The organism is Nonomuraea polychroma (assembly GCF_004011505.1).
In the GTDB taxonomy this organism is placed as follows: Bacteria; Actinomycetota; Actinomycetes; order Streptosporangiales; family Streptosporangiaceae; genus Nonomuraea; species Nonomuraea polychroma.
The window spans coordinates 9,203,965-9,217,344 of the sequence record NZ_SAUN01000001.1; the positions used below are offsets into that span (position 1 = coordinate 9,203,965).

Consider the following 13,380-nt stretch of genomic DNA (forward strand, 5'->3'; position numbering starts at 1 on the left):
GAACACGAACGTCTACCATAGCAGCCGTCCGGATCAGGTCGCGCCGGTCGTCTGCGCCTCTTTCTTGCGAGCCCGGTAAGCAGCCGCCTTGATCTTGTTGCCGCATGACTCCATGCCGCACCACTCCCGGCGCCCGCCCCGGGACCGGTCGATGAAGATCTTCGTGCACTCCGGGTTGGCGCACTCCTTCATCAGCGGCACCTCCGGCCCACTGAGCAGCTCGATGGCATGCCGGGCCACCGTGGACAGCGCCTGCTCCGGGGTCGCCTCGACCCACCGGCCTTCGGCCGTGAGCTGGGGGGCCGCCGGCGGCTTGCGTGCCGTCTCGTTCACCAGCGCGAGCGCCTCGCCGTCGTATCCGTCACCGGCGAGCCGGGCGGTGACCAGCGCATAGATGGCCTCCCGCACCACCACCGCCTGGACCAGATCCGCTTCCCGGCAGGGAGAGAGGGCGTCGACGATGCCGGACTCCACGTACCACGCGTCGAGCCGGTCCGGGGCGTCGAGCGTCTCAAAGGGCGCCGTGCGGCGCGCGCGGAGCGTGCAGGCTAGGTCGAGCGCGGGATTGCCGCAGAGAAACACATGCTTCACATCACCAGTTTGACAGGTGACTCCTAGTCATTCAATCGTCGTCACCATTTGAACAGGTGACAGAAGGCGCAAGGACGACTATCCGGTCATTACCGCCGCCTCCCCTGGCGCCTCACCGTGAGGTATGACGAGTCGGCTCATCGTTGAGCTATCTCTTCCACCCATTGGGGATGGTTCTTCCTGGCCCACGCGCGCGTCACCGAGCCCGAACGCATCCCGCGCCGCGCCTCACGGTCCCGGTACGCCAGCCGGATGTGCCCGAGCACGACGAGTGCGATCGCCAGGGCCGTCACGTCGTGCACGAAGATCGCGCTCGTCCGGGAGATCGCCGGCAGGATCTCGGTGAACCACATCAGCAGGCCGGTGAACGTCATCACCGGCACGGCCCCGGCAATCCACCCCGCCCAGATCTTCTGCCCGGCGTTGAACTTGCCGGCCGGGCGCGGACCCGGCGCGTTCCGGCGTGCCGCGCGCAACCACTCCCGGTCGTACGGCGCCAGCCGGTTGAGCCTGCGCAGGTCGGCGCGGAACGACCGGGAAGCGAGCCCGAGCAGGAACGGCACGGGCAGCAGGAGCCCGGACCACTCGTGGACGACGACCACCAGGTGGCGGCGGCCCACCAATTGCGCCAACGGCGCGAAGTACAGGCAGGCCGCCGCCGCCATGCACAGCAGCATGAGTCCGGCGGTGGCCCGGTGGACCAGGCGCTCGGCCCGGCTGAAGCGCGGCAGCAGGCGCTCAGGCCGCCTGGTCGAGCCAGCCGTCGATGTCATAGCCATACTCCTCCCAGTAGCCCGGGACGACCTTGTCGGTGATCGAGATGCCGGACAACCACTTGGCGGACTTGTAGAAGTACATCGGGGCGACGTAGAGCCGCACGGGGCCGCCGTGGTCGTGGGTGAGCGGCGCGTCCAGCATGTCCAGCGCCACCAGCACGTCAGGGCGGCGGGCCTGGTCGAGCGTCAAGCTCTCGGTGTAGACACCGTCGAAGCAGGTGAAGCGGACGGCCTTGCCTTCGGGACGCACCCCTGCCAAGTCGAGGAGATGCGAGAGCGGAACCCCGGCGAACGGCGTGTCCGGCACCCGCCAGCCGTCGGTGCACTGGACGTCGCCGACGACCCGGGCCTGGGGCAGCGCACGCAGTTCGTCCAGCGTGTACGTCCCAGGGCGCTCGACCAGGCCACCGATCTCCAGCCGGTAGTCGGCCGCGGTCTTCCTCGGCACCGACGCCGCGACGCTGTAGTAGCGGAAGCCGCCCGGGTTGGGCAGCAGTCCGGTGAGGCCGGTGGGGTCGTTGCGGGAGGCGGCTCCGAGGAATCGTTCCCAGCCGCTCTGCAGGAGCGGCGCCGCGGCGAGGCCGACGGCGCCCGCGCCGAGCATGGAAAGCATCACCCGGCGCGCGATGGGCGGGCCGCTCTCCTCCGGGTGTCGTTGGTCGGTCATATCTGCCGAACCTGTCGTTTGTTCATTGCGTCACTCCTCAGACATTGGTGCGTCGTCCTGGCGGAGGAACAGGTTCGGGTGCGATTCCGCCCACAGCTCCTCGTCCAGGTGGTGGTTTCGCCATTCCTCCGGCGGGTCGGCCAGCCAGTCGTGGCCGAAGATCGCGTACGGATACTCCGCGCCCACGCACTCCAGCTCGTACTGGCCCAGATAGTCCATCAAGGGTCGCCACAACTGCCCGTTCGCGACGACGAGGTATGAGGCCGCCAACCCGGGTTCGTGCAACCAGCCGCGCATCATCCACGCCTGGAACACGTCCGTGATGGGAGACGGCTTGGCCTCGAAGGACGGGCAGATCAGATGCCGCGCGATCGCGATGTGCGCCCCTGGGGGCACCGCCATGCGCCGGCTCACGTCGTGCCAGATGTCCCCCACGACGGGGTCGGCCTCCAGATCTTCCCGCTCCGGCAGCCGCAGGGTCAGCCAGCTCATGAAAGCACGCAGGCGGTTGCTCGTGCGGCACCGGAGCAGGGAGAACGCCCCTGGCTGGCGGCCCAGCCAGAACCGGACGGACGCGGCCGTGAACTCGCCATGGGTCTCGCGCGCCATGGTGACGAGTTCGTCGTGGTCGGCGGGGGTCGCCCCAGACGCCCGCACGTCCGCCTCGCCCACACTCGAGACGTACCGGCGCATGACCCCGCCGCGCCGGCGCAGATGGCCGATCGTCCGCATGACCGCCACGCACGCGTGCGGGTCGCGCACGTCGCGCAGGAGTTCGTCCATGACGTAATGGCGGATCCTCCGGTGCATCCGCTCATAGCCGACGGGGTCCCGCCACCGCAGGTGGTGATCGAGGGCTTCGCGCAGCACACCGTTGACGTCCAGGCCATGGGCGGCGGTTTCCACATACGGTTGCGCGCGGAGCCAGTCGAACAGCTCCGCCGCCCGGTCGCCCGGCACTACCGCGCCGAGGAGGTCTTCAGTGGTGTGGCGTGCATGCGCGCACACGTACAGCGCCCACCAGTGCAAATTCGTCGGCACGTCACCGGCCACGAGAGCCAGCACGTTGTCGACCACGTACCGTACGGCCTCACGCCGCGACGGCTGTCCCGTGGCCGACATGCTCCTGCCGACCTCGGCGGCGAGCGACAGGGCGAAGGGGTTGCCGACGGCGAAGTCCACGATGGACCTCCGGAGGCCGGGGTCGACGCCGCGGGCTTCGAGCAGCGCGGCGGCCTCCCGGGCGGTGAGGGCTTCGAGGTGCCGGATCACGATCGCCCCGGACCAGGCCGGATCGGTGAGCCAGGCGGCGCTCGGCCCGGTCCGGCCCGCCACCACGATGATCGCGTTGCCGGGCAGCTTGCGGAGGTATTCGTGGCGAAACCACGGTTCGAGGTCTCCCAGCTTCTCGAAGGAGTCGATGAGGAGAACCGGGCCGGAGACGCCGGCGAGCTCTTCCGCGAATCGCTCGAGGCGTTCGCGCGCGTCCGCGATCGCCGAGCCGTGGAGGTGCCATACCTGCCGGCCGGCGGCGGTCGCGTCGTCGGCGAGCTTACGCAGCAGCGTCGACTTGCCGATGCCGGCAGGTCCGCGGACGAAGACAAGACCCAGACGTTCGCCACGGCTCCTCAGCAGGTCCTGGAAGGCGGCGCGTTCCGTGCCCCTGCCGACGAACTGCCCATCGGGAGGCCGCTCCGGCTTCGTGCCCACTGGCAAAGTGGACCCCTGTGGGGAGCGTGCGGCGGGCCGCTCGGCCCATGGGGCGGGGGCGAATTCGTCATCGTGGTCTGCGTCGGCCCGGAGGATCTTGTCGTGGATCACCCGTAGCCGCGGTCCCGGGCTGACGCCCAGTTCCTTGCCCAGCAGGTCGTAGACCGCCCGGTAGATCTCGAGCGCCTCTGCCCGCCTCCCGCTGCGGTACAGGGCGAGCAGATAGATTTCGTACAACGGCTCTTCGAGTCGGTTCTGCTCGATGAGGAGCGGGATCTCGGCAACCACCTCGGCGTGCTCGCCCAGGTCCAGGCGGAGCTGCAGCAACTCCTGGGTGGCGATCAGCTTCAGTCGTTCCAGCCGGAACCGCTCACGTTCGGCGGCCTCGCCCGGGACCCCCGCCAGCGCCGTGCCCGTCCAGAGGCCGAGCGCCTGCTCCATACGATTCGCGGCCACCGAGATCTGCCCACTCGCGCGCTCCTGCCTGGCGGTTTCGAGCAGATCGGCGAACTCGGTGGCGTCCAGCGCGAACAGCGACGGATCGAGCATGTAGCCCCCGGACCGGGAGCTGATCGCCCAGCCCAGTCCGTGCTCGGACAGCAGCCGCCGGATACGGGAGATGTAGGTCCGTATGACGGCTTCGCCGGTGGCCGGTGCCCGCTCGCCCCACAGGCCGTCGACCAGCTCACCGATCCGCACGAAGCTGCCGCTGTTGGCCAGTAGCAACATGAGGACGGCCTGTTGTTGCGGTGCGCCAAGATCCAGCCGTGTCTCACCGCAGTGGAGACCGGGCGGTCCTAGAACGGTGAACCTGCAGGGAGCCGAGACGACGTTCGGCTGTCCGATCACGATTGAAGGCGCTTTCCTTGCGAGAGTGCACGGCGGCCGACCCCTACGTACGGCCTGCGGTAGGACATCCCAAGAAGGTAGGTTCGCCCGGACCGCCTTCGCGAGCGTCACGTGACGCTGTGCGTGTACGTCATTCCGGGGCCAGCATGGCCGGCGTCCCGGGGCAGAGATGCCGGAAAACGTACCGACCACCGACAAGCCCGACAATGCGTCAACAATGCCGACGCGGCGTCAGTAGGGTCGGTCAGACGCCCGGGCACTGCTTGGGGCATCGGTGACGGGTCGCGGCGCTACGCGAGAGGGTGGGGGAACCTCGATGGCCGGGGTGAGCTTTGGGTTGTTGGGTCCGATCAGGGTCTGGAGCGGTGGGGAAGATCTGGAGGCCGGGTCTCCGCAACAGCGGGGAGTGCTGGCCCTGCTGCTCCTGAGCGAGGGGCGTCAGGTCACGCTTGAGGAGATCGTGAGCGCGTTGTGGGGCCGGGAGGCGCCGCGCAGCGCCGTCGTGAGCACCCGCACCTACGTCTCCCGTCTGCGCCGGGTGCTGACCGCCGGCGGTGCCGCCGGGCTGGGCACCGAGGCGGAGATCAGGTCGGCGGGCGGCGGCTACCAGTTGGTCGTGGACCCCGGCGCGGTCGACGTGACGGTGTTCCGGCAGACCACCGCCGCCGCGCGGGAGGCCCGCGAGCGGGGGGAGGTCGCAGAGGCCTCCCGGCTGCTGCGCGGCGCGCTGGCACTGTGGCGCGGACCGGCGTTCGAGGGGCTGAGCGGAGCCTTCTTCGAGGGCCGCCGCGCCTGGCTGGAGCAGCTGCGCGCGTCAGCCATGGAGGAGCGCTGGGCGCTCGACATCGCGCAGGGCGACTGTGGCGAGGCGATCGCCGAGCTCATGCTTGCGACGGCGGCGGAGCCTTATCGCGAGCGGTTGTGGGAGTTGCTGATGTGGGCCCTCGACCGCGACGGCCGCCGCGTTGAAGCTCTGTCGGCCTATCACCGGATCGCCCGGTTGCTGGACGATGATCTGGGACTGGAGCCCGGTCCTGGCCTGCGGAGGATGTACGCCCGGATCAGGACGGCGGCCGACGCCTCACTCGTCTGAGCCACTCCACGGGCCGCACCCGTCCGCCAGCGACACCGTAGGCAGGATCAGGCCCCCCGTCTGGCGGTGTGATCGCCGACAGACGACCCTTGTCGGGACGACCTTTCCTCGAGGGTCGTGAGCATCCGCGCGAGATCGGCCCGAGAGCTCACCCCGAGCTTGGGGAAGATCCGGTGCAGGTGGGTGCTGACGGTCCGGTGAGAAAGGTACAGCCGTTGTCCGATCTCCCGGTTCGTCAGCCCCTCGGCGGCCAGCTGCGCGATGTTCAGCTCGTGCGGGGTGAGCTTCTCCCGCGCGTCCGGGTCCCGGTTCGGGCTCGACTCCCCCGCACTGCGCAGCTCCTGTCGTGCGCGCTCGCCCCATGCGGCCATACCGAGCGCGTCGAAGGTCTCCCTGGCCGTGCGCAGGTGCGACCGGGATTCCGCGGCCCGGCGCTGCCGCCGCAACCATTCGCCGAACGCCAGATGGAGGCGTCCGCGCTCGGCGGGCCACCCGGTCAGGTCTGCCCGTAGCGCGGCCGTGAACAGCTTTTCCGCCTCCTCGTTCGGGGCGAGCACGGCGCGCGCGTAGCGCAGCCCGATGTGCAGCGCCGGTGACGGCGTCGATGCGGCCAGCGGCTCCAGGTCGTGCAGGATGTCCCGCATGGTGTCGGTCCGCCCGGCACGTACGGCGGCCTCGGTGAGCTCCGGGAGGCAGTAAGCGCGCAGGGCCAGCTGGTAGGCGGGGTCGGCGGGATCGAGGATCCGGCTCAGGGCCGCGAACGCGTCGTCGAAGCGCCCCTCGCTCAAGGCCGCGAGCCCGCGCGCGAGCTGGACGGTGGCCAGGACGGGCCGGGCACCGGCGGGAAGTGCGACCCGTTCGGCCTCATCGGCGAGTGTTCTGGCCCGCCCGTGGTCGCCCCTCAGCGCGGCGATCTCGGCCTGGACGGCCGTGGCCAGCCCGTACATGAACGGCTGACCGGTCTCCTGGGCGAGCTTGGCCGCCTCCGCCGCAACCGGCACGGCCGCGGCCAGGTCGCCGAGCCGGACCCGGCTCCACGCCTGAACGGCCAGCGCCCGGGGCAACAGTCCGAGCCGCCCCTGGGCGCGCAGGCCGGGCGCGGCCGCCGCGGAGAATTGGGCAGCCAGGTCGAACGCCCCGACCTGCAGGGCCGCGCTGCCCAGGTAACGATCGGTCTCCGGGGCGGCGCCGGTCGCGCCGGCCAGTTTGCGCAGCAGGTCGAGCGCGATGCCGCCCCGCTCGAACGGCGCGACGTACGCGGCGACCGCGACCATGCGCGGATCGTCGGCAGGAACGGGCAGCCGGTCGGCCACGGCCAGCAGCGAGCGGCGTGCGGCCGGACCCGGTTCGGACCAGAAGCAGCGCATAGCGGCGCCCCACAGGATCCGGGCAGCCGGCTCCACCTCCCCGTCGGCGGCCACCGACGCGGCCAGCTCGGCCAGCTCTGACACGCGGGAGACGTCCTCGCGCACCCCGTCCTCGAAGCCGCTGAGCAGCCAGGCGGCAGTGGCACGCCGGCGCGGCGAGAGTTCGAGGGCCTGTGCGTCGCGCACCAGACGCTCGGCCGTGGCGCGGCTGCCGGATTCGACCGCGAGCTCGGCCGCTGTCAGCAACCTGAGCGCCTTCCTGGCCTGTCCCTCACTCAGCCGGGCCGCCTGCTCCAGTGCCGCGATCGCGGCGGCGATCCCGCCCCGGTGCCGGGCCCGGTCGGCCGCGCAGTCCAGCTCGGCCGCCACGCCCTCGTCGGCTCCGGCCGTCGCGGCGGCCCGGTGCCAGGCCCGCCGGTCCGGCTGTTCGTGCAGCATCTCGGCGAGAGCCAGGTGGGCCTGCCGGCGTTCGGCGAGCGTCGAAGCCGCCGCGATGGCCGACCGCATCAGGGGATGCCGGAACGTCACCGTGCCGATGGCGAGCTCGATCAACCGGACCTCGGCGGCCGGTGCGAGGATCTCCGGCTCGGCCGTCGATCCCCGGATCAAGCCCGTGGCCGCGAGCGTTTCGGAGACCGAATCGCTCTGGTTGAGCGCCGCGACCAGCAGGGCGGTGCGGGCCGGAGCCGGCAGCGCGGCCACCCGGGCGGTGAACGCGCGTTCAAGACGCTCGCTCAGCGGAAGCACCGGCCCCAGCCCGCCCAGGCGATCGCTCAGCGACAGCAGCGGGCCTGTGCCGCCGTGGCGTCCCATGGCCGCCGGCAGCTCGGTCAGCGCCAGCGGGTTCCCGGCGGCCTCCGCCAGCAGCCGCGCCCGCACCGCTGGGGTGAGGCCGGGGGCGATCGAATCCAGGAGCTCGGCGGCGACCTCGTCGGAGAGCCGGTCAACGGGCATCGGGGACAGCCCGGCGTCCTGCATGTGCGGGCGCTCGCCTTCCCGGAGCGTCGCGACCATGACGATGGGCTCGGACTCGATCCGGCGCGCCACGAAGGCGAGGACGTCGGCGCTGGCGCGATCGAGCCAGTGCACGTCCTCGGCGACGACCAGCAGCGGCCGGACGGCGGCCGCATCGGCCAGCAGGGTCAGCGTGGCAAGGCCGGCAAGGTAGGCGCTGGGTTCGGCCGATTCGGCGAGGCCCAGCGCGCTGCGCAGGGCGTCACGCTGCGGGGCCGGCAGCGCGTCCACGCCTGCTCGGACCGGGTACAGCAGTTGGTGCAACCCGGCGTAAGCGAGATTCTGCTCGGCCTCCACGCCGATCGTCGTCAGCACGTGCAGGCCCGCGGCCGACGCCGCGGAGGCGGCCTCCGCCACGAGCGCGGACTTCCCGATGCCGGCCTCTCCCCGAATGAGAACGCCGCTGCGGTCTCCGGGGTCGTCGATGAGCTCGGCCAGTGCCTTCAGCTCGGCTTCCCGTCCGAAAAGCGGCATGGTGCGGCACTCCTACCTCGGTGTCCTCGGCTGTCTCCCCCAGCCGCGCGAGTCCTGCCGCGACCCTACCCAACGCGCCCGGATGCGACGTTTCACCGCGTGTGCGGAACGTATATCGCGCACTACCTCAGACGCCAACCGTTCGTCAACGAAATCTCTTCCCGCTGCTTCTACGCTCCCCGGCATGTCGACCAACGCTGAGGCCGTGGCCGTCACTGAGACCCGCCTCATTCACGCATTCCACCGGCGCGCCACGACGTTGTTGTCCGAGGCCGCCCTCCGGCCCTCAGTCCCCCTCGCGGCCCTGGCCGAGCTGCGCGAGTTTCTCGTCCAGAACCTGCGCCACCATCACGCGACCGAAGACCACCAGCTGTGGCCGATGATCGCGGCGGTGGCGCCGGAGGCGGCGGCACAGTTGGCCGCGCTGAGTGAGGAGCACGACGCGCTCGACGCCGCACTCGACGCCCTCGAGGCCGCGCCGAGCCGCGAGGACGGTGACCGCCCGGGGCTGCAGCGGGCAGCCGAAGCGGTCCGGGCCCTGGTTCACCGGCATCTCGAGCATGAAGAGCCGATCCTGTTCCCGGCGTTGCGCGAGCACATCTCGCCGGACGAGTGGACCGCGTTCTCTCGAGAAGTCGTCGCCACCTCGCCGTCCGCGGCGGCGCACCTGATCGTGGGATTCCTTGACCAGGTCGGCACGCCGGAGGAGGTCGCGCTCGTTCTGTCCGGCCTGCCGGAGCCCGCGCAGCGGTTCGTGCCCGTGATGCGCGACCAGGCGCACGCCGCCCTCGCGGTCCTGTCCGGCGCCACGGAAGGCTGAGCGCACATGACACTCGGACTCGCTGTGCCCTTCGTCGATCCTGCCGCGCTGGTCGCGTGGGCGCGGCGCGCGGACGCCGGTCCGTACGCCAGGATCGGCGTGCCGGACCGGATCGTGTACGACAATCCCGAGACCATGGTCATGCTGGCCGCCATGACGGCAGTGACAGAGCGGATCCGGGTGCAGTCGGAAGTGCTGCTCGCGCCCCTGCGCGATCCGGTGCTGCTGGCCAAGCAGAGCGCCACGCTCGACCGGTTGTCCGGCGGCCGGTTCACCCTCGGTCTCGGGATCGGTGCGAGGGAGGACGACTTCCGGGCCGTGGGCGCCGATCATGCCGGACGGGGGCGGCGGATGGACGAGCAACTGGCGACCATGCGCCGAATCTGGGCCGGCGAACCGGTCGCCCCGGGTCTCGGGCCGGTCGGTCCGGCCCCGGTGAGCGCGAGCGGCCCTGAGCTCCTCTTCGGCGGGTTCGCACGGTCGGCGCTGGCCCGGATCGCCCGCTGGGGCACCGGCTACATATGCCCGCTCCCGCCTGAATACGCGGTGGCGCTGTTCGAACTCGTCAGACAGCAGTGGAAGGACGCGGGCCGGGCGGGCGAACCGCTGCTCGTCGGCCAGATCAACGTCGCGCTGGGCCCCGAGTCCACCGTGGCGGAGGCGCGGGCGTCACTGCTGAACTATTACGCGTTCGCACCGGAGCTCGGCGCCCAGTCGCTGCAGGCGATGGCGACCACCGCCACGGAAATCCGGGAAACCGTCGATGCCTATCGGGACCTCGGAGCGCACGAGGTGATGCTCAGCTGCTGGTCCGATGACATCGAGCAGATCGACCGGCTTGCGGACCTGCTGGCGTGACCTTCTCAGTCAGCGTGGCCGCTGCTGTTCGCCGCTCGCCGATGAGCGCCCCGCTTGATGCGCACCCCAGCTACCATGGACTGGCAAGTCCAGTCTGGAGGGCGGTCATGCGGACTCTTACCCGCAAGGGGGCCGCGACGCGGCAGCGCATTCTCGAGGGCGCCGCAGCGCACATCCGCGAGCACGGCGTGGCCGAAATGACGCTCGACGACGTGCTGGCCAGGACGGCGACGAGCAAGAGCCAGCTCTTCCACTACTTCCCGGACGGACGGGAGGAGCTGCTGCTGGCCGTGGCCCGCTTCGAGGCCGACCGGGTGCTGGAGGACCAGCGGCCCCAGCTCGGCGACCTCACCTCCTGGCCCGCCTGGCAATCGTGGCGCGACAAGGTCGTCGACCGGTACCGCAGGCAGGGCCGCCTGTGCCCGCTCAACTCCGTCATGTCCCAGCTGGGCAGCCGCACGCCAGGTGCTCAGGCCGTGGTCACCGAGCTGATGCACCGCTGGCAGGCCGAGATCGCCACCGGTGTGCGCCACATGCAGGGCGCCGGCGAGATCGACCCGGGCCTGGACCCCGACCGCGCGGCGGCCGCCCTGCTCGCCGGCATCCAGGGCGGCGTACTGATCCAGATGTCCACCGGCCAGACCGACCATCTGGAAGCCGCCCTGGACATGGGCATCGCCCACCTGCGCGCCGCCGGCAAGCTTGCGTCGCCTTGACCGAGGGCTAACCTTCCGGGGGCGACGGACGCGACCTGTCGCCACCCTTCCGTGGCGAAGCCCGCCGAGGCAGGACGACGCCGGCGGGCGGCGGGTCAGGCGACGGCGGTCGCGCGGATGGTGACGGGGATGTTGCCGCGAGTGGCCTTGGAGTAGGGGCAGAGCTGGTGGGCGCCATTTTTTTGGACTTGACAGTCCATTTTTGGCTGCGCATGCTGACGAGTGTTCGTCCCAGCCTCATCGAATCTGCTTGCGAACGGGGTGACACCCTCATGTCCCTGGATCACTACTACCTGCTCGGACGTTCCGGACTGCGCGTCAGCCGGCTGGCACTGGGCACGATGAATTTCGGCACCGGCGGTTTCCACGCCGCGTACGGCAAGACCGAGGAGGAAGCCCGCCCGATCTTCCGCCGCTACCTCGAAGCGGGCGGGAACTTCATCGACACCGCGGACTTCTACACCGCCGGCGAGAGCGAGACCATCCTCGGCAACCTCATCGCGGAAGCCAAGGTGCGCGACAGGGTGGTGCTCACCACCAAGTTCACCAACAGCGTCGACCCCGGAGATCCGAACGCCGGGGGCAACGGACGCAAGCACATGATCAGAGCAGTCGAGGCGTCACTGCGCCGCCTTCGCACCGACTACATTGACCTGTTCCTGCTGCACACCTGGGACCGGATCACTCCCGTCGAGGAGGTCATGCGGACCTTCGACGACCTCACCAGGGCCGGAAAGATCCGCTACGCGGGGCTGTCCGACGTGCCCAGCTGGTACGCCGCGCGGGCCCAGACCCACGCCGAGGCCAACTCCCTCGTACCGGTGGTCAGCCTGCAACTGCCCTACTCCCTCATCGACCGGACGATCGAGCTGGAGCACGTCGCCATGGGACAGAGCCTGGGACTCGGCATCACCGCATGGAGCCCGCTCGGCGGCGGCTTCCTCACCGGCAAGTACCGGAGTGCCGACCAGGGCTTGGCCGGAGACGGCCGGCTCAGCGGCGCGGGCTTCGCCGGACGCTCGTGGACGGAGCGGGACTGGCGGCTGCTGGCGGCGGTCGAGAGCGTCGCCGACAAGCTCGGCGTGACGATGGCTCAGGTCGCGCTCAACTGGGTCGCCACCCAGCCCGGTGTCGCCTCGGCGATCGTGGGGGCGAGCAGCGCGGACCAGCTCGACGCCAACATGGTGGCCCTCGACTTCGAGCTGCCGGCCGAGCTGCGCGCCGAGCTCGACGAGGCGAGTTCCGTGCCGCCCCTGTCGGTCTACCAGATGTTCACGCCGGACTATCAGAGCTGGCTGGTCAGTCCGGGCGTCAAGGTCGGGGACAAGCCGGCCGGGTACGCCCCCGCCGTACGGAACTGGGCACCCGAACGCAGCGCTTGACGGACTTCGCCTGCTGTGCGCGGTGCGGCGGACTGGCGCAGCAGAACACTGCATAACACCGTACGCAAGGGAGACACATGAACACCGCCGTCGCGACCCCGCTGTCGCCGGGCACGCACACTGTCAACGTCGGACGCGTCGCCCAGCGCTACCACGTCGCGGGGACCGGGCCCGTCTGCCTGGCCCACCCGGGCGGCCCGGGGCTGTCGTGGGAGTACCTGCGGATGCCGGCGGCAGAGGAGCACCTGACCATGGTGTACGTCGAGCCGATCGGGACGGGCGCCTCCGGCCGGCTGCCGGCGCATCCGCACGGCTACACGCGCGAGCGCTACGCGCAGGCCCTGGACGGGCTGATCCGGCACCTCGGCGTGGCCCGCGTCCACCTGCTCGGCCACTCCCACGGCGGCTTCGTCGCGCAGCACTACGCCCTGACGCGCCCCAACCGGCTCGCCGGCGTCGTCCTGTACGACAGCGCCCCGGTGACCGGCCCCGAGCACTTCGCCGAGTCGGCGCGCAACATGGAGGCGTTCGCGCGGCGCAACGCGGGCAGGCCCGGGTTACGGGACGTCCTCGACGCGTGGGAGTCGCTGGGCGGGCTCGCGGACGACGAGGCGGTCACTCGGGCCGCCCGCGGGCTGCTGCCCGCCTACCTCGCCGACTACTGGGACCACCAGGAAGAGTACGCGCCGCTGTTGTCGGTGACAGGCACCTATATCTCCGGCCTGGACGACCGACTCGTCCCGGATGCCATCGACGACCGAGCGATGCTCGGCTCGTTCCACGTACCGGCGCTGGTCATCGCCGGCCGCCACGACGTCATCTGCGGTCCGCGCTGGGCAGGGGAGCTGGCCGACGGGATTCCCCGCGCCGAGCTGGTCCTGTTGGAGAACAGTGGCCATCTCGGTCACGTCGAAGAGCCTGACGCCTTCGCCCGTGCCGTGACGGCCTTCGTGGCAGCCACGGTCGAGTGACGGACCAGCCGGCGGCCGGGGGGCGGATGGTCGGGCTGCTCGCGCCACAGAAGCGGATATGCGGCTTGTATAGACGGGCCCTGCCATCCGGA

The 13,380-nt window shown here is 70.8% G+C and carries 11 protein-coding genes; 6 read left to right on the forward strand and 5 right to left on the reverse strand.

The window, feature by feature from the left end; all coding sequences use genetic code 11:
• Window positions 1–33: 33 nt before the first annotated feature.
• The 4 genes from EDD27_RS42310 to EDD27_RS42325 form a co-directional block, all read right to left on the reverse strand.
• Window positions 34–591, reverse strand: coding sequence for a CGNR zinc finger domain-containing protein (locus EDD27_RS42310; protein ID WP_127937517.1), 558 nt, complete (start codon window positions 589–591; stop codon window positions 34–36).
• A gap of 137 nt (window positions 592–728) precedes the next feature.
• On the reverse strand, window positions 729–1,364 hold the full coding sequence (locus tag EDD27_RS42315; protein ID WP_127937519.1) for a cytochrome b/b6 domain-containing protein: 636 nt from the start codon (window positions 1,362–1,364) through the stop codon (window positions 729–731).
• The gene (locus EDD27_RS42320; protein ID WP_206641896.1) at window positions 1,330–2,034 is read right to left on the reverse strand and encodes a molybdopterin-dependent oxidoreductase; all 705 of its coding nucleotides are present in this window, start codon (window positions 2,032–2,034) and stop codon (window positions 1,330–1,332) included. Before EDD27_RS42320 ends, EDD27_RS42315 begins: the two co-directional genes overlap by 35 nt.
• A 30-nt stretch (window positions 2,035–2,064) precedes the next feature.
• Window positions 2,065–4,785 (reverse strand): BTAD domain-containing putative transcriptional regulator, encoded by a 2,721-nt coding sequence (locus EDD27_RS42325; protein ID WP_338324690.1) that lies wholly within the window; start codon window positions 4,783–4,785, stop codon window positions 2,065–2,067.
• A 148-nt stretch (window positions 4,786–4,933) separates the two neighbouring features.
• On the opposite strand from EDD27_RS42325, the gene EDD27_RS42330 reads away from it, so the two are divergent.
• A complete protein-coding gene (locus tag EDD27_RS42330; RefSeq protein ID WP_206641898.1) occupies window positions 4,934–5,686 on the forward strand; it encodes an AfsR/SARP family transcriptional regulator in 753 nt (250 codons plus the stop codon).
• Between the two features lie 47 nt (window positions 5,687–5,733).
• Here EDD27_RS42330 and EDD27_RS42335 read toward each other — a convergent pair whose 3' ends face one another.
• Window positions 5,734–8,541 carry an ATP-binding protein gene (locus EDD27_RS42335; RefSeq protein WP_127937523.1) on the reverse strand — a complete coding sequence of 936 codons (2,808 nt, stop codon included), beginning with the start codon at window positions 8,539–8,541 and terminating at the stop codon, window positions 5,734–5,736.
• Window positions 8,542–8,725: 184 nt separating this feature from the next.
• Between EDD27_RS42335 and EDD27_RS42340 the strand changes: the two genes are divergently transcribed.
• From EDD27_RS42340 to EDD27_RS42365, 5 genes are all read left to right on the forward strand, one after another.
• A complete protein-coding gene (locus EDD27_RS42340) occupies window positions 8,726–9,361 on the forward strand; it encodes a hemerythrin domain-containing protein (protein WP_127937525.1) in 636 nt (211 codons plus the stop codon).
• Window positions 9,362–9,367: 6 nt separating this feature from the next.
• Complete coding sequence (locus EDD27_RS42345) at window positions 9,368–10,219, forward strand: LLM class flavin-dependent oxidoreductase (protein WP_127937527.1); 852 nt, start codon at window positions 9,368–9,370, stop codon at window positions 10,217–10,219.
• 107 nt (window positions 10,220–10,326) lie between these two features.
• On the forward strand, window positions 10,327–10,935 hold the full coding sequence (locus tag EDD27_RS42350; RefSeq protein WP_127937529.1) for a TetR/AcrR family transcriptional regulator: 609 nt from the start codon (window positions 10,327–10,329) through the stop codon (window positions 10,933–10,935).
• Between the two features lie 272 nt (window positions 10,936–11,207).
• Window positions 11,208–12,317 carry an aldo/keto reductase gene (locus EDD27_RS42360; protein ID WP_127937531.1) on the forward strand — a complete coding sequence of 370 codons (1,110 nt, stop codon included), beginning with the start codon at window positions 11,208–11,210 and terminating at the stop codon, window positions 12,315–12,317.
• A gap of 77 nt (window positions 12,318–12,394) precedes the next feature.
• On the forward strand, window positions 12,395–13,288 hold the full coding sequence (locus tag EDD27_RS42365; RefSeq protein WP_127937533.1) for an alpha/beta fold hydrolase: 894 nt from the start codon (window positions 12,395–12,397) through the stop codon (window positions 13,286–13,288).
• The last annotated feature ends 92 nt before the right edge of the window (window positions 13,289–13,380 follow it).

Coding starts and splice junctions, on each gene's coding strand:
- EDD27_RS42315 (WP_127937519.1), bottom strand. CDS start 1,364: ATGACATCGACGGCTGGCTCGACCAGGCGGCCTGAGCGCCTGCTGCCG.
- EDD27_RS42320 (WP_206641896.1), bottom strand. CDS start 2,034: ATGACCGACCAACGACACCCGGAGGAGAGCGGCCCGCCCATCGCGCGC.
- EDD27_RS42335 (WP_127937523.1), bottom strand. CDS start 8,541: ATGCCGCTTTTCGGACGGGAAGCCGAGCTGAAGGCACTGGCCGAGCTC.
- EDD27_RS42340 (WP_127937525.1), top strand. CDS start 8,726: ATGTCGACCAACGCTGAGGCCGTGGCCGTCACTGAGACCCGCCTCATT.
- EDD27_RS42345 (WP_127937527.1), top strand. CDS start 9,368: ATGACACTCGGACTCGCTGTGCCCTTCGTCGATCCTGCCGCGCTGGTC.
- EDD27_RS42350 (WP_127937529.1), top strand. CDS start 10,327: ATGCGGACTCTTACCCGCAAGGGGGCCGCGACGCGGCAGCGCATTCTC.
- EDD27_RS42360 (WP_127937531.1), top strand. CDS start 11,208: ATGTCCCTGGATCACTACTACCTGCTCGGACGTTCCGGACTGCGCGTC.
- EDD27_RS42365 (WP_127937533.1), top strand. CDS start 12,395: ATGAACACCGCCGTCGCGACCCCGCTGTCGCCGGGCACGCACACTGTC.